This is a genomic window from Rhizobium albus (genome assembly GCA_030160035.1).
Taxonomy (GTDB): Bacteria; Pseudomonadota; Alphaproteobacteria; order Rhizobiales; family Rhizobiaceae; genus Georhizobium; species Georhizobium albus.
Genome location: BSNO01000003.1, coordinates 1 through 21,608, shown reverse-complemented (window position 1 = coordinate 21,608; position 21,608 = coordinate 1). Strand labels below are relative to the sequence as shown.

Annotated in this window: 24 protein-coding genes; 15 read left to right on the top strand and 9 right to left on the bottom strand. The window is 63.3% G+C overall.

Annotation, left to right across the window (positions count from 1 at the left end; translation table 11 throughout):
• The first annotated feature begins 65 nt into the window (after nucleotides 1-65).
• From QQL76_RS07935 to QQL76_RS07925, 3 genes are read left to right on the top strand one after another with little or no spacing between them, the layout of a single operon-like run.
• Nucleotides 66-836, top strand: coding sequence for an ABC transporter substrate-binding protein (locus tag QQL76_RS07935; protein ID WP_499207168.1), 771 nt, complete (start codon nucleotides 66-68; stop codon nucleotides 834-836).
• Nucleotides 833-1,834, top strand: a complete 1,002-nt coding sequence (locus QQL76_RS07930; protein WP_499207167.1) for a FecCD family ABC transporter permease — start codon at nucleotides 833-835, stop codon at nucleotides 1,832-1,834. The genes QQL76_RS07935 and QQL76_RS07930 overlap by 4 nt, the downstream gene beginning before the upstream one ends.
• A complete protein-coding gene (locus QQL76_RS07925) occupies nucleotides 1,831-2,610 on the top strand; it encodes an ABC transporter ATP-binding protein (protein ID WP_499207166.1) in 780 nt (259 codons plus the stop codon). Before QQL76_RS07930 ends, QQL76_RS07925 begins: the two co-directional genes overlap by 4 nt.
• 4 nt (nucleotides 2,611-2,614) lie before the next feature.
• Here QQL76_RS07925 and QQL76_RS07920 read toward each other — a convergent pair whose 3' ends face one another.
• The 3 genes from QQL76_RS07920 to QQL76_RS07910 form a co-directional block, all read right to left on the bottom strand.
• Nucleotides 2,615-2,842: a hypothetical protein gene (locus tag QQL76_RS07920; RefSeq protein ID WP_499207165.1), complete on the bottom strand. Its 228-nt coding sequence runs from the start codon at nucleotides 2,840-2,842 to the stop codon at nucleotides 2,615-2,617.
• A 20-nt stretch (nucleotides 2,843-2,862) separates the two neighbouring features.
• Nucleotides 2,863-3,414 (bottom strand): DUF3320 domain-containing protein, encoded by a 552-nt coding sequence (locus tag QQL76_RS07915; RefSeq protein WP_499207164.1) that lies wholly within the window; start codon nucleotides 3,412-3,414, stop codon nucleotides 2,863-2,865.
• A 105-nt stretch (nucleotides 3,415-3,519) separates the two neighbouring features.
• Nucleotides 3,520-3,834, bottom strand: a complete 315-nt coding sequence (locus QQL76_RS07910) for a hypothetical protein (protein ID WP_499207163.1) — start codon at nucleotides 3,832-3,834, stop codon at nucleotides 3,520-3,522.
• A 233-nt stretch (nucleotides 3,835-4,067) separates the two neighbouring features.
• Here QQL76_RS07910 and QQL76_RS07905 point away from each other — a divergent pair, with 233 nt between their 5' ends.
• From QQL76_RS07905 to QQL76_RS07890, 4 genes are all read left to right on the top strand, one after another.
• Nucleotides 4,068-4,634 (top strand): hypothetical protein, encoded by a 567-nt coding sequence (locus QQL76_RS07905; RefSeq protein WP_499207162.1) that lies wholly within the window; start codon nucleotides 4,068-4,070, stop codon nucleotides 4,632-4,634.
• A complete protein-coding gene (locus QQL76_RS07900) occupies nucleotides 4,631-5,026 on the top strand; it encodes a phage holin family protein (RefSeq protein WP_126012033.1) in 396 nt (131 codons plus the stop codon). The genes QQL76_RS07905 and QQL76_RS07900 overlap by 4 nt, the downstream gene beginning before the upstream one ends.
• Nucleotides 5,023-6,030 (top strand): DUF3618 domain-containing protein, encoded by a 1,008-nt coding sequence (locus QQL76_RS07895; RefSeq protein ID WP_499207161.1) that lies wholly within the window; start codon nucleotides 5,023-5,025, stop codon nucleotides 6,028-6,030. Before QQL76_RS07900 ends, QQL76_RS07895 begins: the two co-directional genes overlap by 4 nt.
• Before the next feature lie 157 nt (nucleotides 6,031-6,187).
• Complete coding sequence (locus tag QQL76_RS07890) at nucleotides 6,188-6,454, top strand: hypothetical protein (protein WP_499207160.1); 267 nt, start codon at nucleotides 6,188-6,190, stop codon at nucleotides 6,452-6,454.
• Between the two features lie 29 nt (nucleotides 6,455-6,483).
• Here QQL76_RS07890 and QQL76_RS07885 read toward each other — a convergent pair whose 3' ends face one another.
• The gene (locus QQL76_RS07885; protein WP_499207159.1) at nucleotides 6,484-7,401 is read right to left on the bottom strand and encodes a hydrogen peroxide-inducible genes activator; all 918 of its coding nucleotides are present in this window, start codon (nucleotides 7,399-7,401) and stop codon (nucleotides 6,484-6,486) included.
• Nucleotides 7,402-7,602: 201 nt separating this feature from the next.
• On the opposite strand from QQL76_RS07885, the gene katG reads away from it, so the two are divergent.
• Entirely contained in the window at nucleotides 7,603-9,831 is a 2,229-nt protein-coding gene (katG, locus tag QQL76_RS07880; protein ID WP_499207158.1) for a catalase/peroxidase, read from the top strand.
• A gap of 60 nt (nucleotides 9,832-9,891) precedes the next feature.
• Here katG and QQL76_RS07875 read toward each other — a convergent pair whose 3' ends face one another.
• The 5 genes from QQL76_RS07875 to QQL76_RS07855 all read right to left on the bottom strand — a co-directional run bounded on the left by QQL76_RS07875 (nucleotide 9,892) and on the right by QQL76_RS07855 (nucleotide 13,613).
• Entirely contained in the window at nucleotides 9,892-10,479 is a 588-nt protein-coding gene (locus tag QQL76_RS07875) for a class I SAM-dependent DNA methyltransferase (RefSeq protein WP_499207157.1), read from the bottom strand.
• Nucleotides 10,464-11,180 (bottom strand): PIG-L deacetylase family protein, encoded by a 717-nt coding sequence (locus QQL76_RS07870; protein WP_499207156.1) that lies wholly within the window; start codon nucleotides 11,178-11,180, stop codon nucleotides 10,464-10,466. The genes QQL76_RS07875 and QQL76_RS07870 overlap by 16 nt, the downstream gene beginning before the upstream one ends.
• The gene (locus QQL76_RS07865; protein ID WP_499207155.1) at nucleotides 11,177-12,232 is read right to left on the bottom strand and encodes an acyl-CoA dehydrogenase family protein; all 1,056 of its coding nucleotides are present in this window, start codon (nucleotides 12,230-12,232) and stop codon (nucleotides 11,177-11,179) included. The genes QQL76_RS07870 and QQL76_RS07865 overlap by 4 nt, the downstream gene beginning before the upstream one ends.
• Complete coding sequence (locus tag QQL76_RS07860) at nucleotides 12,222-13,328, bottom strand: glycosyltransferase family 2 protein (RefSeq protein ID WP_499207154.1); 1,107 nt, start codon at nucleotides 13,326-13,328, stop codon at nucleotides 12,222-12,224. Before QQL76_RS07860 ends, QQL76_RS07865 begins: the two co-directional genes overlap by 11 nt.
• A 117-nt stretch (nucleotides 13,329-13,445) precedes the next feature.
• The gene (locus QQL76_RS07855; protein WP_499207153.1) at nucleotides 13,446-13,613 is read right to left on the bottom strand and encodes a hypothetical protein; all 168 of its coding nucleotides are present in this window, start codon (nucleotides 13,611-13,613) and stop codon (nucleotides 13,446-13,448) included.
• Between the two features lie 172 nt (nucleotides 13,614-13,785).
• Here QQL76_RS07855 and QQL76_RS07850 point away from each other — a divergent pair, with 172 nt between their 5' ends.
• The 7 genes from QQL76_RS07850 (at nucleotide 13,786) to QQL76_RS07820 (ending at nucleotide 21,356) form a co-directional block, all read left to right on the top strand.
• Nucleotides 13,786-14,232, top strand: a complete 447-nt coding sequence (locus tag QQL76_RS07850; RefSeq protein WP_499207152.1) for an RrF2 family transcriptional regulator — start codon at nucleotides 13,786-13,788, stop codon at nucleotides 14,230-14,232.
• A 102-nt stretch (nucleotides 14,233-14,334) separates the two neighbouring features.
• Nucleotides 14,335-15,354, top strand: a complete 1,020-nt coding sequence (locus QQL76_RS07845) for a sulfate ABC transporter substrate-binding protein (RefSeq protein ID WP_499207151.1) — start codon at nucleotides 14,335-14,337, stop codon at nucleotides 15,352-15,354.
• A gap of 6 nt (nucleotides 15,355-15,360) precedes the next feature.
• Entirely contained in the window at nucleotides 15,361-16,221 is an 861-nt protein-coding gene (gene cysT, locus QQL76_RS07840; protein ID WP_499207150.1) for a sulfate ABC transporter permease subunit CysT, read from the top strand.
• Entirely contained in the window at nucleotides 16,211-17,086 is an 876-nt protein-coding gene (gene cysW / locus QQL76_RS07835; RefSeq protein ID WP_126012059.1) for a sulfate ABC transporter permease subunit CysW, read from the top strand. The genes cysT and cysW overlap by 11 nt, the downstream gene beginning before the upstream one ends.
• Nucleotides 17,087-17,114: 28 nt before the next feature.
• Nucleotides 17,115-18,173, top strand: a complete 1,059-nt coding sequence (locus QQL76_RS07830) for a sulfate/molybdate ABC transporter ATP-binding protein (protein ID WP_499207149.1) — start codon at nucleotides 17,115-17,117, stop codon at nucleotides 18,171-18,173.
• On the top strand, nucleotides 18,151-19,563 hold the full coding sequence (locus QQL76_RS07825; protein ID WP_499207148.1) for an FAD/NAD(P)-binding protein: 1,413 nt from the start codon (nucleotides 18,151-18,153) through the stop codon (nucleotides 19,561-19,563). The genes QQL76_RS07830 and QQL76_RS07825 overlap by 23 nt, the downstream gene beginning before the upstream one ends.
• A 56-nt stretch (nucleotides 19,564-19,619) precedes the next feature.
• Nucleotides 19,620-21,356 (top strand): SLC13 family permease, encoded by a 1,737-nt coding sequence (locus tag QQL76_RS07820; protein ID WP_499207147.1) that lies wholly within the window; start codon nucleotides 19,620-19,622, stop codon nucleotides 21,354-21,356.
• The last annotated feature ends 252 nt before the right edge of the window (nucleotides 21,357-21,608 follow it).

Genomic DNA, 21,608 nt, shown 5'->3' with positions numbered 1-21,608 from the left:
GCTTTCTGCTGAGCCTTGTCGGCGTGGTGGCCCTTGCCGCCGCGCCGACAGCCAGCGCCGAAACCATGCCGCAACGCGTGGTGTCGATGAATGTCTGCACCGATCAACTGGCCATGCTGCTTGCCGCCGACGGCCAGTTGATCTCGGTTTCAAGCCTTGCCCGCGACGCGGATTATTCGATGCTGGCCGAAGATGCGGCAGCCTATCCGATCAATTACGGGCGCGCCGAGGAAATCCATCAGCTGAGCCCGGATCTCGTTCTGGCCGGAACGTTCACCACCCGCAGCACAGTTGCGATGCTCCGCCGGCTCGGCATCCACGTCGAGGAATTCGCACCCGAAACGTCGCTCGATGACATCCGGTCGAACCTTCAGCGCATGGGCTCGCTGCTTGGACGGGAAGACGAAGCCGCAGAGCTTGTCGCCGCATTCGATACGCGGCTTGCCGGACTGGGCAGTGACCGGTCGGATCTGGATGTCGCCATCTACGAACCCGACAGCTACGCGCTTGGCCCCGGCACGCTTGCGCATGCGGTGGTAGAGGCCGCCGGCCTCACCAATGTTGCCGATGCGCTCGGCGTCACAGGCATGGGGCGGGTACCGCTCGAAGTCATGGTCATGCAGGCGCCAGACATTCTGGTGACGACCGATGATGGCGATGGCGTGCGCGTGCGGGCCGAGGAAAACTTCGCCCATCCCGCCTTCCGGCGCGTGGCGGCGACCAGCCGGACGCTTTCGCTTCCCGGCCCGCACTGGGTCTGCGGCGGGCCCTTCACCCTCGATGCGATCGAACTCCTGCAGAATGCTGCAGCCGACATCGCGGATGGCCGGCCATGAGACGCGCTGCCGGTACCAAGGTTCTGCTCGGCGGGCTCTCTCTGCTCGTGCTCATGCTGTTCTTCCTGTCGCTTCTGACGGGGCCGGCCGATCTCTCGCCGGTCGACAGCCTTCGCGTGCTCGTCTCGCCCGACGAAAGCGCGCTGACACTGGTCATGTGGGAAATCCGCCTGCCACGGGCGCTGCTCGGCCTGATGATCGGTGCCTCGCTCGGGCTTTCCGGGGCGGTGCTGCAGGGCTATCTGCGCAATCCGCTGGCCGAACCCGGGCTGCTCGGCGTCAGCGCGTCGGCCTCGCTCGGCGCGGTCATCGCGATCCATAGCGGCCTGGCAGCGGCCTTTGCGCTGTCCTTGCCGCTGATGGCGCTTTTAGGCGCGCTCGCCTCCGTCCTCGCGCTGCATCTGTTTGCTGGCAGGACCGGCAGCGCGCTGACGGTCATCCTGGCGGGCGTCGCGCTTTCGAGCCTTGCGGGAGCGATGACCTCGCTGGTGCTCAATCTCTCGTCCAACCCGTTCGCCGCGCTCGAAATCGTCTTCTGGATGCTGGGCTCGCTTGCCGATCGATCGATGGTCCATGTCTATCTGGCAGCGCCCTTCATGCTGGCCGGCGGGGCCTTGCTCGCGGGTCTTGGCCGCATGCTCGACACGCTGACGCTTGGGCCGGACACTGCAGCGAGCATGGGAACAAGCATGCGTCGGCTGGGCGTGCTCGCGACCTTCGGCACGGCGCTGAGCGTTGGAGCGGCGGCGGCCGTTGCCGGAGCAATCGGCTTCGTCGGGCTCATCGTCCCGCACCTTCTGCGCCCTCTCGTCGGTTCGCAGCCATCACGCTTGCTGCCGGCAAGTGCGCTCGGCGGCGCATGCCTGCTTCTGGCGGCAGATGTGGCCGTGCGCCTGATCGCGCCTGAACGCGACTTGAAGCTCGGTGTGCTGACCGCTGCCATCGGTGCTCCCTTCTTCCTCTGGCTCGTGATCAAGCACCGCAGGAGCGCTGCATGAGCGGGCTTGTCGTTCAAAACCTGTCGGTGCGGCTCGGACGGCGGGCGGTGCTCGACGGCGTCTCCTTCACCGCAACGAAGGGCGAACTAATCGGGCTTGTCGGCGTCAATGGCGCGGGGAAATCGACGCTTCTGCGTGCCCTTGTCGGCCTGTTGCCCAGCGATGGCAGCATGGAGTTCGATGGCGTCGATCTGCGGCGCATGAAAGCCGGCGAACGCGCCCGGCGCATTGCCTATCTTCCGCAGGAGCGTGAGATCGCCTGGCCCATCGCCGTCGCAGATCTCGTCGCACTCGGTCGCACCCCGCACCGCAAGCCCTTCGCACCGCTTGCACATACGGATCTCGAGGCGATTGATCGCGCGATGGCACGGATGGACGTGGAACATCTGCGCGCCGTGCCGGCAACCGAGCTTTCGGGCGGCGAGCGCGCCCGCGCGCTGATCGCTCGGGCGCTTGCCCAGGAGGCGCCGCTGCTTCTCGTGGACGAACCGACCGCCGGGCTCGATCCCGGGCATCAGATCGATCTCATGCAGGTGCTGACCGATCTGACCACAGCCGGTACGACCGTGCTCGTCTGCATTCACGATCTGGCGCTGGCCGCCCGCTGGTGCAGCCGCATTCTTCTGGTCGACGCTGGGACGATCAAGGCCGACGGCCTGCCCGAAGACGTGCTGAGCCACGAGATGCTCGGCAGCATCTATGGCATCACCGCCCATATCGCCGAAGTGGATGGCCGGACCATCATCCAGCCGCTTGGCCGCGTTCAGACCGTTTGAGCGATCAATCGTCGTTCGAAGCGTTGAGCTCGCCGGGATGCAGGCATTCCTGCCCGGCAACGCGCGCCCTGTCCCGCGCCTCCAGGGCAGCAGCCAGCTTCGACACCAGTTCGTCGTTCAGTTGCAGCACGAGGTCCTGCCCATCCGCCGCCGCGCAACTCAGCACGATCTCTCCGCCCCTGTCCTGAATGTCCAGCGCAGTGATGATGATCGGGCGAGCGTCTGCGCGCATATCAGTATGTATCCTCTTGATTACCGACTTTGCGCCTGTTCGATGGCCGCGTCCAGTCGCGCACGGCTCGGCGCGGTCAGCCGGCTCAACCCGATCATGCGGGAAAAAGCCAATGCCGGATCTTCGGTTTCGACGAGCTTGGGGTTCTCGCGCACCAACGCTGCGAGCTCGACGAGCGCGATGTCGCCGACGGATCGCCTGTCGTCCTCAGTGGCGTGGTGACGATAGGCGATCGGCTCGTTCTGTTGACCATCACGCCATAGAAAGCGGCCACCCTCTTCGGTCGAGGATTCCACAGTCTTGAGGTGGCGCTCGATGTGGCTGCGGATCGCCGCTCCGGTTCGCTGCCAGCCATGGGCGCGTGCGATGCGCTGGGCAAGCACGTCGTCGCGCACCGGTGCTTCCGCTTCGAGCACGGCCTGCACCATCGCGCGGATGGTCTGCGAGTAGGCGACATCGTAGAAGCGGTCGGGCTTCGGCTGGAAAACGGATAGATCGGCACGTCGAAAAAGCGGGCGCTCGCCGTCCGATTGCGAACTGCCGCCACTAGGCTCGAGGCTATCCGTCGTCATCCGCTGCAGTCCTTCCCTGCTGGTCCACATCTTCGAGACGCGTTTTCGCGCCCGTGAGCAGCAGGGTCAAGGCGCAGGGCGCGAAGTGCGGTTTTGGTCGCAGTGTCAGTCGATGCGCACGCAGTTGAAATTGTCGCCGGTCGCGGATGACAGCCAACCCATGCTTTCGCCCGTGAAGCCTGAGAGGGAGATGAAATAATCGTCCTCGATGAAAAGCGCGTAGGACCCGTCCGTCCCCTCCTGGATCTCGATGATCGGCAGATCCTCAGAGCCATTGTTGTAGGTCGTTTCGGTGAAACTCATGACCGCAACCTCGCAGTCCCATTTCCCGATGAAGGGATAGGGCGCGGCAACATCCTTCGAAATACCGTCGGCGATTGCTATTCCGGTCGAAGCCGACGCGAGGCCAAGGACAGTCATCAACCAGACCACTCGACAGCAGCTAACGTTCATTTCGGTCCTCCCAACGCGGTGCATGATCTTTTTCCTCCCTCCGCACGCTCCTGTCGATCGAATTGCGTTCCACAAACCCGCAAAAATAAACTCGTTACCGGCAAGGGAACATTCGCGGCCTCCAGAGCTTCGCCCTGCACTGAAAAGGACGCACACGTTCGGAACCGCCGGCCGTGACGCCCCAGAAGCAGGAGCAGACAATGGACGATAATGACAAGATTTCCGGCAATGCCGGGCCAAGCCTGTCCAGCAACACGATGAACCCAAGCAGACATGGAACCGCGGCTCCGTCGTCGCTCAAGTCGGCCACGGACACGATCAAGGACGAAGCGACATCCGTCGGCGACAAAGCGCGCGCGCTTGCCGAAGACAAGGCCGAGTCGATCAAGGGCGACGCGGCATCGCACATGCACGGTTTTGCCGACGCGCTGAAAAGCGCAAGCGAAACACTGAAGGACAAGCAGGCCGGACCGGCCGCCGAGATGGTGTCCCATGCGGCTTCCGGTCTCGAGCAGCTTTCGCGCTCGCTTGAAGGCAAGTCTACTGGCGCAATGGTCGATTCCGTCCGTCGCTTCGGTCGTGAAAATCCGATCGGATTTCTGGCGGGTTCCATGCTCGCCGGCTTCGCGCTCGTTCGCTTCGCCACAGCCGCGCCCTCCAGCGACAGCCACACCAGCACCACCGGTTCCAATACGCGGACAACGGGTTACGGCAGCCAGGCCGGCGGCATGACGTCTACGACCGGCAGCGAGAGGTTTCAGCGATGATCGACGACAGAGACAACCGTTCGATCGCGACCCTCGTGTCCGATCTCGTGCAGCAACTCTCGACGCTCGTTCAGACCGAGGGTCGGCTGCTGCGCAGTGAATTGAACGAGAGCGCCCACAAGGTCGGCAACGGAGCGATGGAAGTCGCTGCGGGTGCCCTCCTCCTGCTTGCTGCACTGATCGTGCTGCTGCAGGCGCTGATCGTCGGTCTGGCCAATCTCGGCCTCGGCGTCGGCTGGGCTTCCCTTCTGGTTGGGGTGCTCGTCGCGGCCGTTGGCGCCATGCTCGTCAAACGCGGCTCGACCAACATGTCGCCATCCGAACTCGCCCCCAATCGCACAGCGCATCAATTGCGCAAAGACGCCGATCTGGCGCAGGAGCAAGCACGATGAACACGAATTCACCCGCCGATATCGAGCGTGACGCCGAGCGCGTTCGCGCCGAGATCGCCAACACCGCTGAGCATCTGAAGGCCAAGGTCTCGCCCGGCCAGCTGATGGACGAGGTCGTCGACTACTTCAAGGCAGGCGACGCCAATGTGTTCGTGGGCAACCTGAAGCGACAGGTCCGCGACAATCCCCTCGCCCTCGGGCTGATTGGTGGCGGCTTGGCCTGGCTCATGATGGGTTCAGGTACACCGTCGCTGTCGCGCTCATCCAACACGGGCTACCGCGGCACAGGCCGGCCCACGTCGACCGATTTCTCCTCAACCGACTACGACACGTCTTCGGCGAGCAGCCTCAGCGGCTCCGCGACAGGCGGTTCCACAGTGGGCCGCACCGGCACGCATTCGTCCGCCAGCAGCCATTCCTCGTCGGGTGTACTGGATAAGACATCAGGCGCACTCGGCGCATCGGCTGACGCAGCAAGGCGCACGGCCCATGATGCTGCCGACAGCGCTTCGGCTGCCTGGGGCTCGGTGCGCGATACGGCAAGCCACGGGCTATCCGATGCGGGTGAGAGCCTGTCTCATGCGGCCGACCGTGTAAGCGAAGCTGGCATGCGCATGCGCCGCAATTTCGTCGACGTCCTCGACCGCGAGCCGCTCGTGCTTGGCGCGATCGGCCTTGCCGTCGGTGCAGCGATCGCGGCTATGTTACCGACGACCCGCACCGAGGAGCAGTATTTAGGCGACGCCAGCCAGAAAGCGCAGGATCGCGCCAAGGACATGGTGAGCGAAGGCTATGAAAAAGCCAAGCATGTTGCCGACGATGCCTACTCCGCTGCAAAGGCGGAAGTGAAGTCGCAGGTCGACACAAAGGCTGACGACAAGCCTGCTACCTCGTCGACAACCGCGCCTCAGGCATCCAATGAGACGTCCGGCCCGAAGGTGACTTCGACGACATCGTCGACGCCGTCTCCCTCGCCGACGCCACGCACGCTCTCAGGCAACTGACCTTGACATCGGATCGCCCGGGAAACGGTGCGATCCTCCCATTCGATCGAAGTCCATCCGGTCAGCCAGCCGGATGGACTTTTTCATATCGGGAGTTGCGCGGAACCCTCGCGCGCACATGCAGTTCTCTTCACATCACGGAAGCGAGGTGGCGGCGATGATCGAAACGCATGACGCATTGATGGGTCGGATCGAGGCACAACGGCGTCTTCTGCTGTGGCTCTTCGCGAATTTCGATTTCGAACGCGCTGCACTGGAAAAGCTCGTGAGAGAAATGGACGAGCCCTATCCCCCCGTCGATCATCAGGAAGATCCGGGCGCAGTACCGACAGCTGCTTTTGGCGACTTCGCAGCGCATGCGGCGGAGATGAGACTGCTTCTGGAGCCCGTGAGGCAGCGTCTTGCCGAACTGGATCAAACCTAGGTTGCCAGTTCGGCAATGGGGCCGCTCACCTAGCCGTTCTGTTCAGCGCTCTGCTGAATGTCACTTCCGGCCAGACGTACGATGTCCGCGATCTTTTGCAACTGAAGCCCGAGCGGACTCGTTTTGCGCCAAACCATGCCGATCGTTCGAGAGGGCTGCGGGCCTTCGAAGCGATTGATCGCCACATCGGCCGACCGCGTCTCGACGGAAACAGCCATTTCCGGGATCAGCGTCACCCCGATGCCGGCGCTTACCATCTGCACCAGGGTCGACAACGAGCCGACTTCGAGCAGTTCACGCGGCGGGGCGGCATGCAGATTGCAGAAAGAGAGCGCCTGGTCCCTGAAGCAATGCCCCTCCTCCAGAAGAAGCAGTCGCATCTCCTTTAGAGCATCGCGATCGGGAACAGGCTTGTCCGCGTCCGCCCGCGGCCGAACCAGCACGAATTTCTCTGAAAAGAGCGCGACCTCCGTCAGCGAGGGCTCGGACACGGGCAGCGCGACGATCGCCGTGTCGAGGCTGCCGTTTTCGAGGTCCTGCACCAGCGTTGTGGTCAGCGTTTCCCGCACATGGATGTCGAGCCCCTCGTACAGCCTGGACAGGCGCTCCATGACCGACGGCAGCAAATAAGGCGCGACCGTCGGGATGATGCCGATCCGCAATTGTCCCACCAGTTGCGCCTGAGATGCCCGCGCCAGGTCGCCTAGTTCATCCACCGATCGTAAAATGTCGCGCACGCGAAGCGCGAATGCCTTGCCGACATGCGACAGCCGTACCTGGCGCGCGCTGCGGTCGAAAAGCTCGGCTCCGACACCCTCTTCAAGCTCCTTGATCTGGACAGAGAGCGCCGGCTGGGAAATCGAACAGGCATCGGCGGCACGGCCGAAATGCCCGTGCCGGGCGAGCGCCTCGAAATAGCGCAGTTGCTTGAGCGTGAGGTTTTTCATAACCCTAGATTATCGCAACAATCAGAAATTCCAAATTTATTTGATCGAACTTCTCTGGTACGACGCTGCCACCAGAGAAAGGACCGTGCCCATCGCCTCAGGCTCCGAAGGCACATCCTGCAACGCTCGTTTACGCGCCGCTCACAAGCGGTGTCACGCAAGACGTAAGACGCTCACGCCATTCAGGGAAGGACGCACAATATGGACGCCAAAGTCGATAAGGCCGGCAAATGCCCGGTCATCCACTCGCTCTCGCAGGCGAAGACGCTTAGGGACTGGTGGCCGAACCAGCTGAACCTCAGCATCCTTCACCAGAACTCCCCGCTCGGAAATCCGATGGGCGAGAAGTTCGACTATGCCGAGAAGTTCGAAAAGCTCGACTACAAGGCGCTGAAGCAGGATCTGACGGCGCTTATGACGGACTCGCAGGACTGGTGGCCGGCCGATTACGGCCATTACGGCCCGTTCTTCATTCGCATGGCATGGCACAGCGCCGGCACGTACCGCACGGGCGATGGCCGTGGCGGCTCCTCTTCCGGCACGCAGCGCTTCGCACCGCTGAACAGCTGGCCGGACAACGCCAATCTGGACAAGGCACGCCGCCTCCTGTGGCCGATCAAGCAGAAATACGGCAACAAGATCTCCTGGGCCGACCTGTTCATCCTGACCGGCAACGTCGCCCTGGAATCCATGGGCTTCAAGACGTTTGGTTTCGCAGGTGGCCGCGAAGACGTCTTCGAGCCCGAGCAGGATATCTTCTGGGGCACGGAAGAAGAGTGGCTGGCGCCTTCTGATGCCGCAAAGAGCCGCTATTCCGGTGAGCGCGAGCTCGCAAACCCGCTGGCCGCCGTTCAGATGGGCCTCATCTACGTGAACCCGGAAGGTCCGGACGGCCGTCCCGATCCGCTGGCTTCCGCCAAGGATATCCGCGAGACCTTCGGCCGCATGGCCATGAACGACGAAGAGACCGTCGCACTCGTTGCGGGTGGCCACACCTTCGGCAAAATGCACGGCGCCGGCGATGCCTCGCTGGTCGGCAAGGATCCGGAAGGCTCCGACATTGCCGATCAGGGTCTCGGCTGGACGAGCACGTTCGAGAGCGGCCGTGGCATCCACACGATCACCAGCGGCCTCGAGGGCCCGTGGACGGCCAACCCGATCCAGTGGGACAACGGCTATTTCGACGTTCTGTTCGGCTATGAATGGGAACTCGACAAGAGCCCGGCCGGTGCCTGGCAGTGGCATGCCCGCGATCTTGCCGAAAAGGATCACGCACCGCAGGTCGATGGTTCGGGCAACCGCGTCAAGCTTGTGATGTCGACCGCAGACATGGCGATGAAGATGGACCCGATCTACGGCCCGATCTCCAAGCGCTTCCATGAGAACCCGGATCAGTTCGCCGACGCATTCGCGCGTGCCTGGTTCAAGCTCACCCACCGCGACATGGGTCCGCGCGTGCGCTACCTCGGCGAGGAAGTGCCGCAGGAAGTGCTGATCTGGCAGGATCCGATCCCGGACGTCGACCATGAGCTGGTCAATGATGCAGACATCGCGGACCTGAAGTCGAAGATCCTTGCTACGGGTCTTACGGTTTCCGAGCTGGTCTCGACCGCCTGGGCATCGGCCTCCACCTTCCGCGGCTCGGACAAGCGCGGCGGCGCCAATGGCGCTCGCGTTCGCCTGGCTCCGCAGAAGGACTGGGAAGTCAACGACCCGGAACAGCTCACCAAGGTGCTGAGCGCGCTGGAAGGCATCCAGTCGTCGTTCAACGCGTCGCAGACGGGTGGCAAGAAAGTGTCGCTCGCCGACCTCATCGTGCTGGCCGGTGTGGCAGCGGTCGAGAAGGCAGCCCGCGATGGCGGTCATGATGTCGACGTGCCGTTCACGCCGGGCCGCATGGATGCGTCGCAGGAGCAGACCGATGCAGCGTCCTTCGAGCCGATGGAACCGAAGGCCGATGGCTTCCGCAACTACCTCGAGGTCGACTTCTCCATCCCGACCGAGGAACTCCTGATCGACCGTGCGCAGCTTCTGACGCTGACGGCGCCAGAGATGACGGTGCTCGTTGGTGGCCTGCGCGTTCTCGGCGCAAACCACGGCAACTCCAGGCACGGTGTCTTCACCGATCAGGTCGGCACGCTCTCGAACGACTTCTTCGTCAACCTGCTCGACATGAACACGGCCTGGAAGGCTGTTTCGGAAGCGCAGGACGTCTTCGAAGGTCGCGATCGCAAGTCGAACGAGGTCAAGTGGACAGGTACCCGCGTGGATCTCATCTTCGGTTCGAACTCGCAGCTGCGCGCGCTCGCCGAGCACTATGCGCAGGAGGATACGAAAGATCAGTTCGTGCGTGACTTCGTGAAGGCCTGGACAAAGGTCATGAACGCGGATCGCTTCGATCTGAAGCGGGACCACTGGTCCAAGTCGTAAGACACACGAAAGGGCGGCAGAGATGCCGCCCTTTTTCTTTTGGGACCGAAGCACGCTCGCTCAATGGCGATGTCCGGCCACCAGCGCCGCGACGCAGAAGCGCCCGGTGCGGGCCGAGCGGATCAGCGTCATCCTTTTTCGCAGCAGCCTGACGAAATCCCGATGGGCGTGTTCCGGATTGACCGACGCATCTGGAAAGTTGAGGTGATGGTGAAGCACGACCACCCGTCCTCCGGGTGCGACGCGATCTGCCACGCTCGCGGCCAGGCGCCGGGCTGCGATGCTACCGAGATAATAGACGATCTCTGAAACGACGATCAGGTCGAAGCGCTCTTTCGCCATGCCTTCCGGCAGATTTGCATGCAGCAGCCGCAGACGACTGATCTTGCCCAGCCGCGCTTGCGCCTGGGAGATCGCGGTTTGCGATCCGTCCAACGCCGTGACGCGCAAGCCCACATTCATGAGTGCTTGCGTCGTGACCCCGTTCGCGCAGGCCAGCTCGAGCACGCGACCGCGCGGCCCAAGCCCGGCGTACCTCAAGAGCACCGATCGCTTATGCGCTTCGAATGCCGAGGTTTCGTAGTCCCAGGGATCCGGATCGCGTTGGAACAGGTCTTCGAAGCCGTCGAGGTTTATGGGGCGGGCCATCGGCTGACCCAATAGTTCTCAGTCTGGCCGACCAGCCGCGCAATGGTCTCTGCTGACAGCGCAAAGCCGCTCGGATCGTCATGGACCACCAGGCCCAATTGAGACCGATGCGCTTCGAGCGCATGGTGCTTGCGATCCATCACCATGGAGATGTCGAGTGATGCAGCCGCGACCTCTCCATCGCCCGGCCAGTCTTCTGCCTGGCCGTTTTCTGCGAGCCAGATTTGATATTCCAGCAGCGTGACCTCCATCCCATTGCCCCGAACCGCATCCATCGCAATGCGCCAGCTGATGCGATGATCCGTGTGCGGGTCGCGCCGCCATGGCACCACGACGGTCTTGAACCTCGATCCCGAGACGAGTTCGGAAACGACATCCACCGCATCGCGGTAGGCACCCTTGCCGGGAAAAGGCATCCGCCCATCGCGCAGCTTGAGGAATGAGCGCGGCTGGTGCTCTGCGCCGAGCCGCTTGAGCGCCTCTTCCGCTTCCCCCGCACGGATTTCGGCCATCACATCCGGTGGATATGTCTGCGACGCGGGATGCGACGCGCTGCCATCGGTAACGAACAGCGTGTGGACTGTCATTCCGGCCTCGGTCGCCAGCGCGATCAGACCGCCACAGCCAAGCGTTTCGTCGTCAGGGTGGGGCGCGACGACGAGAATCGGCCCGTCGAGATCGGTCACGGCAAATCGGCTCATGGCTCCACACCTCCGCTTCCTGGTGCCCACGTCCGTTCGGCGACCGCTTTGCCGAGGATGTCGGCCGCCCCGTCTGGGTTCGGCTGTCTCAGATAGGTGCGCAGGTCGCGGACCAGCCGCTCCAGCGGATGCGGGGCAATCATGCCTGCGGCGCCGACGGATTTTTCAGCCAGGTCGAGCACGAGCATGGCTGCGGCTTCGACCGCACCGCGCGCCGCCGCCGTGGCAGGGATCACCGTGTCCGCAAAGCCTGTCTGCCTCCACTCGCGCCCTACGCGATCGAGCCACAGATACCCGGTCTCAACAGCGGTCGCCATCGTCGCCAGGCGCTGTTGCTGAAGGCGGTCGTCCGAGCGGGACGAGCACCGAAGGTGGTCGATCGTAACATCCAGAACAGCGTGCATGCCGCCCACCTGGACCGCCACAAAGCGGATCGCGCCGGCCGAAATCCAGGGTTCGCGCGTATAGTCGCCAAGCGATCCGAGCGCCCAGTCGTCCTGAACCCGCAGTCCGGTGAAGTCGACCACGTGGCTGCCTGACGATCGCATGCCCAGGGGCTTCCACCACGAACGATCGACCGGCAAACCTTCCACGGGCACGAGCCACATCATGCGTTCCGCCATGCTGCCGGTGGTGACGATCGCATGGCTCAATCGCTCCACGCCGGAGGCGAAATTCTTCTTGCCGGATAGAATGCCGTTTTCGATCTTCAACGGATCCTGCGGCGCATCGGTGTTCCACACACCGAACCAGCCTCCCGAAGCAAGCAGCCGATTGGCCCTGTCCAGCGCGGCGCGTTGCGCAAACTGGCGCGCAAGGATCACCGCGTTGACATGCCCTTCGTAAAGCCTGCCCGTGCTCAGGTCGCCGCGGCCAATAGCTGCCAGAAGCCTGAGCAGTTCAGGCGTCGCGTCGGCGTCCACCGGTGGTCGCGCGAGAAGATCGGCTTCCTTCAGTGCCGCGAATGCCGCTTCCGGAAAACTGCCCTGTGCATCGCATTCCGCCGAACCGGCACCGATCGCCTTGGCCAAGCCCGCCAGATCAACCGGCATACACAAGCTCTTCGGTTGCTGCGCACTCGGCATATCCGCGCATGACCCGCTCGAACTCGATAAGGGCAACTTCGACCGGAACTTCGCATGCATCGAGATCGTCCTTTGCGAGCAGCTCAATGGCAACGGCTCTTGCGGCGCGCTCGCCTGAGGGCAGGGTCACATGGGTCATGCCGGCCGCCTGCAGGCAGGCGATGATCTCGAACCTGTCCGCGGCGCGCAATTCCCGGCGCAACAGGAAACGCGCCACGGTCTTGGCGGGATCCTCCACGAGCAGCGGATCTCCGCGTTCCGCCTCGACCTTCCAGCGCGCCAGGCTCTGGGACATGCCTTCCGGTGCGCGGCCGCATGTGCGCGCAGATACCGTCACCACCGCATCGACGCTGTGCCGGACCCGATACCCAGATGCCCTTACCTTCGAGACGAAGGCCAGGTCTTCGCGGTAAGCCAGCGGGTCAAGCCCGCCGACCGCAGCGTAGACATCGCCGCGAACGGCTAAGCTGCCCGCCATTTCGAAGCGATGGTGGGGCCAGGGATCGTGATCGATCGGATCCAAAAGGGAGCCCAAAAGGCTGCGCGTGCGGCAATAGGCGTCGAAGGAACGGCTGCGCCTGATCAGCCCGATCCCGAGCAGCGCTTCCTCCGATGGATCCGCTACGATCCTCCCCGCCACGAGATCAGCGCCCGCATGTGCGGCTTTCAGATTTGCGGCGACCCAGCCTGGGTCCGGCTCCGCGTCTGCATCCGTGGTCATGAGCAGAACGGAGGATCCCGATGGCGCCAAGGCCAGCGCATGATCCATGGCAGTCCTACGGGCCATCCCCACGGTCGCCTCATCAGGCGCAAAGGTTACCGCTCGGACGGTCAGGTCGAGCTGCTTTAGTCGGGCGCCGAGCCTCGTCGCAAGCTGGAAGGAGCCGTCGCTCGAATTGTTGATCAAGAGAAGTACCGGGAGCCGATCATCGGTCGGCAGACACTGCCGCTCCAACGCATCGAGCACGCGCGGCAGCCTGGCCTCTTCGTTTCGGGCGGGAATAGCGATGACAGGCGTCAGTTGAGGCCGGCATGGGTCGAACGAGCCAAGCGGTCTACCCATGGGCTTGGGTATCCGTTCGGACGAAGCTACCGCTTGCTCGGCTGGCGGCGGCTTCGACCTTCACCTTGTACCAAGGAGAATCAAAACACCGCAGTCGCGACGAAAACGGCTCAGGCATCAGAGGCCGATGGAATAGGCAAGCAGCGGACCAAGCATCATCAGCGTGGCCACAGCCGCGCCGGCAATGTCCTGGCCCTCGAAGATCGGGCCGCTTCTTTGACCAATTCGGTTCGTTCCCTGTCTGGGAAGATCGTCGCCTATGACTGTGTCCGAGCGATAGGTCATCAGTGAAACTCCTGGTTGGACGATTTGCGACCCAACCAACAGCCCACCCGCATGTTCCATCTGACCAATCCGACAACTCACGAGGTTCGTTGTTGGCTCAAATACACTCTGCGCGCCGAGCCTTTGCCGAACGCGCCCGATCCATTATAGCTACGGCGAAAGGCGACCTTCGATGATCTCTCAAAAAGCCAAATATGCGCTGCGGGCGCTGGTGGCGCTGGCGCGGGCCGCGCCAGACGAGCCCGTGATGATCGGACAGATCGCCGAGGAACAGGACATTCCGAAGAAATTCCTGGAGCAGATCCTGCTCGACCTCAAACACCACGGCATCGTCGTCAGCCGACGCGGCAAGATGGGCGGGTATCTGCTGCTGAGAGACGCATCGGAGATTTCGTTTGGCGAAGTCCTGCGCATCATCGATGGACCGCTCGCGCCGCTCCCGTGCCTCAGCCGTATCGCCTATCAGCGCTGTGACGACTGCAAAGACGAAGCCACATGCGAAGTTCGGCGCGTTTTCGAGAAGGTTGCGGTTGCCACGCGTGGCGTGCTGGACAGCACGACCATCGCCGATAGCCTGAGCGTGCCTGCCGAAACATTCATTGCGCGAAAGCTCGCCTGAACGGCAAAGCGTTTCCCGCAGCAGATTGCCAACAGTGGAAAACTGCGTTCTTATACACGACCAAACCGATAGAGTTTAAAGGCAATCCACTCGGAGGTTCCTATGCGCACTCGGTTTTCTAAGATCTTCACTGCCGCCCTCTTGGCCGGCACCGTCCAGTTCGGAGCGCTGGGCATGGCGTTTTCGCAGGAGACCCTGATCAACGTCTCCTACGATCCTACCCGCGAACTCTACCGCGAATTCAACGCCGCTTTCATTGCGAAGTGGAAGGCTGACACGGGCAACGACGTCACCATCCAGATGTCGCATGGTGGCTCCGGCGCTCAGGCCCGCACGGTGATCGACGGACTGGCCGCCGATGTCGTCACGCTCGCGCTTGAAGCCGATATCAACGCCATTGCCGAGGAGTCCGGCAAGATTCCGGCCGATTGGCGCGGCACGCTCGAAAACAACAATGCCCCCTACACGTCGACCATCGTGTTCCTCGTGCGCAAGGGCAATCCGAAAGGCATCGAAGACTGGGACGATCTGATCCGCGACGACGTCGAGGTCATCACCCCGAACCCGAAGACATCGGGCGGCGCGCGCTGGAACTTCCTTGCGGCCTGGGCATGGGCGCGGGCCGATTTCGGCAATGAGGACCAGGCAAAGGAGTTTGTCGGCCAGATCTACCGCAACGTCCCTGTTCTCGATACCGGTGCCCGCGGTTCGACGACAACCTTCGTGCAGCGCCAGATCGGCGACGTTCTGCTCGCCTGGGAAAACGAGGCTTATCTCGCGATCGAAGAACTCGGCCCCGACGCCTTCGATATAGTGACGCCTTCGATCTCCATCCTGGCCGAGCCACCGGTCGCGATCGTCGACGGCAACGTCGACCAGAAAGGCACCCGCGAACTCGCAGAAGCCTATCTCGATTATCTCTATTCGGACGAAGGCCAGGCGCTCGCCGCCAAGCACTTCTACCGCCCCTTCCGTCCGGAGGCAGCAGCAGCCGAAGACATCGAACGCTTCGGTGACGTCGAGCTGGTCACGATCGAGGATTTCGGCGGCTGGGGTGAAGCGCAGCCCTTCTATTTCGGTGACGGCGGCGTCTTCGACGAAATCTATCGTCCGGGCCAATAATCAACGATGGCATTATCTGCAACCGCATCCGGTTGGAGGTTCAAGCAGCCGAGCGTCATCCCAGGATTTGGTCTGACGCTCGGCTTCACGCTGACCTACCTAACCCTCATCGTCCTCATCCCGCTTGCGGGCCTCGGCGTTCGGTCCGCGGCCCTTGGCTGGTCGGGTATCTGGACAATTGCAACCGATCCACGCGTTGTTCAGGCGCTGCGGGTCAGTTTCAGCACCTCGCTCATCGCTGCGCTCATCAACGCCGTTTTCGGCGTGATCGTCGCATGGGTTCTGGTGCGCTACCGTTTCCCCGGCCGCCGCATCCTCGATGCGATCGTCGACCTGCCCTTTGCGCTGCCGACGGCCGTTGCGGGGATCGCGCTGACAGCGCTCTATGCTCCCAACGGATGGATCGGCCAGTATCTTGCGCCCTACGGCATCCGCCTGGCCTACACGCCGACCGGTATCGTCATCGCGCTGATCTTCATCGGCCTGCCCTTCATGGTGCGGACCGTTCAGCCGGTGATGGAAGAAATCAGCCGTGAAGTCGAAGAAGCTGCCGCGACGCTCGGCGCAAACCGCTTCCAGACGATCAGCCGCATCATCCTGCCTGGGCTCGCGCCCGCGATACTGACGGGCTTCGCGCTCGCCTTCGGTCGGGCAGTCGGCGAGTATGGCTCGGTCATCTTCATTGCGGGCAATATTCCCTACGTTTCGGAAATCGCACCGCTGCTGATCGTCATCCGGCTGGAGGAATACAACTACGCCGGTGCGACCACCATTGCCTTGATCATGTTGATCTTCTCCTTTGCCGTTCTTCTGGCGATCAATCTCATTCAAGCCTGGAGCAGGAGGCGGTTCGGCTATGGCAACTGACATCACCCCCGCCGCTGCAGATCGGCGCCGCGGCTGGAGCGATCCCGTCGCGGAGCGGCCGATCGCCAGGGCAATCCTCATCGGGATCGCGCTCAGCTTCCTGGCGCTGGTCTTGGTGATCCCGCTGGTCGCGGTGTTCACCGAGGCGCTGCGCAACGGTCTCGGTGCGGCGCTTGCGGCGCTTCGCGAGCCGGATGCGCTGGCGGCCATCAAGCTCACCTTGCTCGTCGCAGCCATTGCGGTGCCGCTCAATCTCGTCTTTGGCGTCGCCGCAGCGTGGGCAATCGCGAAGTTCGAATTCAAGGGCAAGGCGTTTCTCATCACGCTGATCGACCTGCCCTTCTCGGTCTCACCCGTCATCGCCGGATTGATCTACATCCTGCTGTTCGGCGCAGGCAGCGTTCTCGGCCCCTATCTTCAGTCCTACGGGGTCCAAATCCTCTTTGCAGTGCCCGGCATCGTGCTGGCCACGATCTTCGTGACCTTTCCCTTCGTCGCGCGCGAGCTCATCCCGCTCATGCAGGACCAGGGAACGGGCGAGGAAGAGGCTGCGATCTCGCTTGGCGCCAATGGATGGCAGACCTTCTGGCGGGTGACCCTGCCGAACATCAAATGGGGCCTGCTCTACGGCGTTCTGCTCTGCAATGCCCGCGCGATGGGCGAATTCGGCGCCGTGTCGGTCATTTCGGGGCGCCTGCGCGGCCAGACCAACACGATGCCGCTTCATGTCGAGATCCTCTACAACGAGTATAATTTCTCGGCCGCCTTCGCCGTGGCTTCGCTGCTTGCGCTGCTCGCGCTGGTAACGCTCGTCCTCAAGGCCCTTCTCGAACTTCGATACAGCCGCGACAGCGTCGGCCACTGACGCCTCATCGCGACAAGGAACAGCATTCATGGAACTGAGAATTGACAAGGTCCGGAAGGAATTCGACCGCTTTCCTGCATTGCATGAAACGTCGCTCGACATCCGATCTGGCGAACTGATCGCACTGCTCGGCCCCTCCGGATCAGGCAAGACGACCCTGCTGCGTCTGATCGCCGGGCTGGAACAGCCGACGGACGGCGCGATCTTCTTCGGCGACGAGGATGCCTCGCACCGCTCCGTGCAGGACCGCAATGTGGGCTTCGTCTTCCAGCATTACGCGCTCTTCCGGCACATGACGGTGCTCGACAACATCGCCTTCGGGCTCAATGTGCGCCCTGCTGCGATCCGCCCGCCCAAGCGCGAGATCGAGCGGCGGGTGCTCGAGCTCCTGGATCTCGTCCAGCTGCCCGGACTGGAGAAACGCTATCCGAACCAGTTGTCCGGCGGCCAGCGCCAGCGCGTGGCACTGGCGCGCGCGCTTGCTATCGAGCCCCGCGTCCTGTTGCTCGACGAGCCATTCGGTGCGCTCGACGCCCAGGTGCGCAAGGGCCTGCGCAAATGGCTTCGCGAGATCCACGACCAGACCGGGCATACAACTGTGTTCGTCACGCACGATCAGGAAGAAGCGTTGGAACTTGCCGACCGCGTCGTGGTGATGAGCCAGGGCCGGATCGAACAGGTGGGAACCGCCGACGACATCTACGACCGACCGACGTCGCCTTTCGTGTTTTCCTTCATCGGCGAATCCAATGCGCTGCCGATCCGGATCGAAACCGGTCAGGCATGGCTCGCAGACCGGCCGCTCGGTATTGACGTGTCCGGCGAAGCCGACGGACCGGCGACCCTGTATTTCCGTCCGCAGGACATCGAGATATTGACCGACCCCCCCGGCGGCGGTCTTGCCGGCCCCGTCGCGGCGCAGCGGCGCGTCGCTGGAACGCGCCATCTGGAACTGGAGATCGGCGGCGACCGGACGCGCGTCGAAATCGAGGTGCCTGCCGATTACCCAATCGGCGAAACGGGCCGCGTGGCCTTCAAGCCAAAGCGGTGGCGGCTCTACCGCAATGATGGAGCAAGCGGCAATTAGCGGCATGAGCGGCGGCGCAGCAGCTGGTTCCCGATCGTCGTCGAGCCCTTACCGGGTTGCGATCGTCGGTGGGGGTTTCACCGGCGCTGCCGCCGCCGTTGCGATTGCCGATACGATTACTGCGCCGGCAGAGTTGCTTGTGATCGATCCGTCGCCCGATTTCGGGAAGGGATTGGCCTATGGCCGGGCGCGGGCCGGCGAGTTGCTCAATGTGCGCAGCCGCGATGCGAGCCTGTTTCCCGATCGGCCCGATGATTTTCTGAACTGGCTCAGTGCCCGCGATCCAGTCGGCTCACCTTCGCCGGACCAGCTCGGCGACACCTTCATGCCCCGCGCGACCTATGGCGACTATGTCTCGGAGCGGGCGATGAAGGCTCTCGGCCACGCACCGCTGGCGAGCCGCTTCATCCAGGCGCAGGCAACCGCTGTCGAACGCAATGCGGATGGCCGCATCGTCGTGACGGCCGGCTCCGAACAATTAGGTGTCGACGCCATCGTCATCGCGACCGGCTATGGCGTCTTCAGCCCGAAGGCACGCTTTGGTCGAGCCGCCTTCTCAAAGCTTGACGAAAATGATCTGGACCATGGCTGTCACGCCGTCCTCGTCGGGACTGGCCTGACCATGGTGGACATGCTGTTCCGGCTTCGCGACATGGGCTTTCAAGGCACGATCGACCTCGTGTCTCGCCGCGGCATTCTGCCGGCGCCGCACACGGAGCGCGCCGTTCAGGCCATCCCGTTCAGGCCGGATGCCGACGACGATCGGCCGAGCGACATCCTCCATGCCTTTCGCCGGCAAGCCCGCGAGGCCGTTGCCCGAGGTCAGAGCTGGCAAGGCCTGATGAACGGATTTCGCCCGATTGCACGACAGACATGGCAAGCGCTCGGCACGGCAGAGCAGAACGCGTTTCTCCGGCATCTGAAGCCCTATTATTTTTCTCATCGCCATCGTCTTCCCCCAGCCTCGGCCATACGCCTGCAACGGGAGCTTTCACGGAACGACACGCGCATTCGTCGCGCCGCGGTGATGGAGGTCGCAGAAAACCTGGTCGTCCTGAAGGATCAACGGACGGGCACTAGCCGGCGCGTGACGGCGGACCTCGTCATCGATTGCAGCGGCCATCAATCGGCTGCGCGAACGCCGCTGATGAAAAGCCTGCAGGAGGGCGGGCTGGCGCGCCGCCCGCGCGCCGGTGCCGGGATCGATGTCACACCCGACGGGCGCGTTCACGCAGCAGACGGGCGGCCACAATCGGACCTCTTCGCGCTTGGGCCGCTCGGTCAGGGGGCGCTTCTGGAAATCACCGGCATCCGCGAGATCGTCGACCAGTCCCGCGCGATGGCGGCAATCATTGCGTCCCATGCCGTCGGCACGCTGAACGCCGATTAGGACTTGCCGTTGCCCTGAAGCCCTGTAACCCTCGCCGCCAGCAGCGAGGGGAAAGCATGAGTTCTGAACAGGTCGGGATCATCGCCATCCTGCTTGGCATGCTCGGATGCTTTGCACTGGAGCGGCCGAGGATCGAAGTCACCGCTCTCTGCGGCCTCGGCCTTGCCTTCCTCATCGGTATCGTTCCAGCCGAGACGATCTTTTCCGGTCTTTCCAACCCGGCGGTCCTCACCGTTATCGAGATCCTCATCATCGTCCAGGTCATCGGACGGACCCCGCTCATCGAAGTGCTTGCTGCGCGCATTCAGCGCCTTGGGGTCGGCAAGCTGCGGATCACGATGGCGCTCTGCGCCCTCACGGCGGCGATTTCGGTCTTCGTCAACAATATTGGCGCTTTCGTCATGGTGCTGCCGATCGCGCTCAGCGTCGCCCGTTCGACGGGCATGGACCCGCGGCAATTGATCATGCCAATTTCCTTCGCCGCCCTTCTTGGCGGCCTCGGTTCCGTCATCGGCACGCCGGCGAACCTGCTTGTCAGCAACGCTCTCTTTGAGCACACGGGGGCCGGCTTTGCCTTTTTCGACTTCGCCTGGGTCGGCGTGCCGGTCGCTCTGGCGGGTCTGGTCGTCGTGGCGCTCTGGTCGGCACCGCGTATCGCCAGGTTTCGGATCGATCAGGCCGCGCTTGGCTCGGTGGATCGGGCCTTGACGACGGAAGTGTCGATCCCCTCAGGCTCGACACTGATCGGAGCTACACTGCGCGATCTGCAGGCATCGCACGAGGTCCAGATCTTCGCCGTCATCAGAGACAGCCAGCACGTGTTTGGACGGCCGGACACGATCCGTCTCGCTGCAGGCGATCTCTGCGTCCTGCGCATCGCGCATAGTCGCCTGGAGCGGATGATCGACGCGGGCCAAGTCGGCTGGACGGGCTCCATCCGGGCGCAGGAGATGGCGGAGATGGTGGTGACCCCGGGGTCTCTCCTCGTCGGGTCGCTGCCGCGCACCGCTGCCGTCTTCGAAGAGTTCTCCGTCACGGTACGGGCTATCGCGACCCGCAGCACGCGCGTCGAGGGGCGCCTGTCAGACATGCGCCTGTCGGTGGGCGACATTCTCTATGTCGAGGGCGATCGTGCCGCCATCCTGTCTGCCGTGGATGAGGCCGAAGCGCTGCTGATTGCGCCTGCGAGGCGATCGGCCGGCCCATCCGATGGCTCCATGATGCCCCTGGTTCTTTTCGCTGCCGGCATCGCGTGTGCGGTGAGTGGCCTCGTGCCGCCCGAAATCGCATTCGGCGGCACGATCCTCGCCATGCTGATCGGCGGCCATCTCAATCTGCGCACGGCGCTCGCGGAGCTTGACTGGCCGATCCTGATCATGCTGGCAGCGATGATCCCGCTTGGCAACGCCGTCTACGAGACAGGCACCGCCGATCTCATCGCTACCGGCATCATCGACCTGCTTCCGGGCACACACGACCTCTATCTGTCCGTCGCCATGCTCGTCGTCGCCGTCATCATCACGCCCTTCGTCAACAACGCATCGACAGCAATCATCCTCGCTCCCATCGCCCTCGAACTCAGCGCGCGAACAGGTGCCGCGCCCGAGCCGCTGCTCATGGCAGTGGCGATCGGCGCTTCCATCGATTTCATGACGCCCTTCGGGCACCACAACAACACACTCGCCATGAGCCTCGGCGGCTATCGCTTCCGAGACTTCGTGATCGCGGGTGGCCCCGTGACGGCGACCGCGCTTGTCCTGGCGATCTTCGCGCTCGGGGTATTCTGGTTGTGAGCGACCGAAGCGCTGAGGCATCCTCGGCCAGATGCACCGTCAAGAACCGAGTTGCGCATTCGGATCGGTTCAGGCATCCGCGCCTCCCGGGTGAGCGGCGATTCTATTGCCTAACGAGTGCAGAATACGAAAAAGCCCCATGCGGGATGCTGGGGCTGTGTTGAGGGCTGGGATATTGCGGCGAGCTTTTGGCCCGCCTTCGCCGCGATGCTGGCTCAGGTGCACGTCGGGCACCGTTGTCGCAGCGGAGGG

Excerpts from the sequence above, each read along its gene's own strand:
- QQL76_RS07935 (WP_499207168.1), top strand. The coding sequence starts at position 66 with ATGCCGCAACGCGTGGTGTCGATGAATGTCTGCACCGATCAACTGGCC.
- QQL76_RS07930 (WP_499207167.1), top strand. The coding sequence starts at position 833 with ATGAGACGCGCTGCCGGTACCAAGGTTCTGCTCGGCGGGCTCTCTCTG.
- QQL76_RS07925 (WP_499207166.1), top strand. The coding sequence starts at position 1,831 with ATGAGCGGGCTTGTCGTTCAAAACCTGTCGGTGCGGCTCGGACGGCGG.
- QQL76_RS07920 (WP_499207165.1), bottom strand. The coding sequence starts at position 2,842 with ATGCGCGCAGACGCTCGCCCGATCATCATCACTGCGCTGGACATTCAG.
- QQL76_RS07915 (WP_499207164.1), bottom strand. The coding sequence starts at position 3,414 with ATGACGACGGATAGCCTCGAGCCTAGTGGCGGCAGTTCGCAATCGGAC.
- QQL76_RS07910 (WP_499207163.1), bottom strand. The coding sequence starts at position 3,834 with ATGACTGTCCTTGGCCTCGCGTCGGCTTCGACCGGAATAGCAATCGCC.
- QQL76_RS07905 (WP_499207162.1), top strand. The coding sequence starts at position 4,068 with ATGGACGATAATGACAAGATTTCCGGCAATGCCGGGCCAAGCCTGTCC.
- QQL76_RS07900 (WP_126012033.1), top strand. The coding sequence starts at position 4,631 with ATGATCGACGACAGAGACAACCGTTCGATCGCGACCCTCGTGTCCGAT.
- QQL76_RS07895 (WP_499207161.1), top strand. The coding sequence starts at position 5,023 with ATGAACACGAATTCACCCGCCGATATCGAGCGTGACGCCGAGCGCGTT.
- QQL76_RS07890 (WP_499207160.1), top strand. The coding sequence starts at position 6,188 with ATGATCGAAACGCATGACGCATTGATGGGTCGGATCGAGGCACAACGG.
- QQL76_RS07885 (WP_499207159.1), bottom strand. The coding sequence starts at position 7,401 with ATGAAAAACCTCACGCTCAAGCAACTGCGCTATTTCGAGGCGCTCGCC.
- katG (WP_499207158.1), top strand. The coding sequence starts at position 7,603 with ATGGACGCCAAAGTCGATAAGGCCGGCAAATGCCCGGTCATCCACTCG.
- QQL76_RS07875 (WP_499207157.1), bottom strand. The coding sequence starts at position 10,479 with ATGGCCCGCCCCATAAACCTCGACGGCTTCGAAGACCTGTTCCAACGC.
- QQL76_RS07870 (WP_499207156.1), bottom strand. The coding sequence starts at position 11,180 with ATGAGCCGATTTGCCGTGACCGATCTCGACGGGCCGATTCTCGTCGTC.
- QQL76_RS07865 (WP_499207155.1), bottom strand. The coding sequence starts at position 12,232 with ATGCCGGTTGATCTGGCGGGCTTGGCCAAGGCGATCGGTGCCGGTTCG.
- QQL76_RS07860 (WP_499207154.1), bottom strand. The coding sequence starts at position 13,328 with ATGGGTAGACCGCTTGGCTCGTTCGACCCATGCCGGCCTCAACTGACG.
- QQL76_RS07855 (WP_499207153.1), bottom strand. The coding sequence starts at position 13,613 with ATGACCTATCGCTCGGACACAGTCATAGGCGACGATCTTCCCAGACAG.
- QQL76_RS07850 (WP_499207152.1), top strand. The coding sequence starts at position 13,786 with ATGATCTCTCAAAAAGCCAAATATGCGCTGCGGGCGCTGGTGGCGCTG.
- QQL76_RS07845 (WP_499207151.1), top strand. The coding sequence starts at position 14,335 with ATGCGCACTCGGTTTTCTAAGATCTTCACTGCCGCCCTCTTGGCCGGC.
- cysT (WP_499207150.1), top strand. The coding sequence starts at position 15,361 with ATGGCATTATCTGCAACCGCATCCGGTTGGAGGTTCAAGCAGCCGAGC.
- cysW (WP_126012059.1), top strand. The coding sequence starts at position 16,211 with ATGGCAACTGACATCACCCCCGCCGCTGCAGATCGGCGCCGCGGCTGG.
- QQL76_RS07830 (WP_499207149.1), top strand. The coding sequence starts at position 17,115 with ATGGAACTGAGAATTGACAAGGTCCGGAAGGAATTCGACCGCTTTCCT.
- QQL76_RS07825 (WP_499207148.1), top strand. The coding sequence starts at position 18,151 with ATGATGGAGCAAGCGGCAATTAGCGGCATGAGCGGCGGCGCAGCAGCT.
- QQL76_RS07820 (WP_499207147.1), top strand. The coding sequence starts at position 19,620 with ATGAGTTCTGAACAGGTCGGGATCATCGCCATCCTGCTTGGCATGCTC.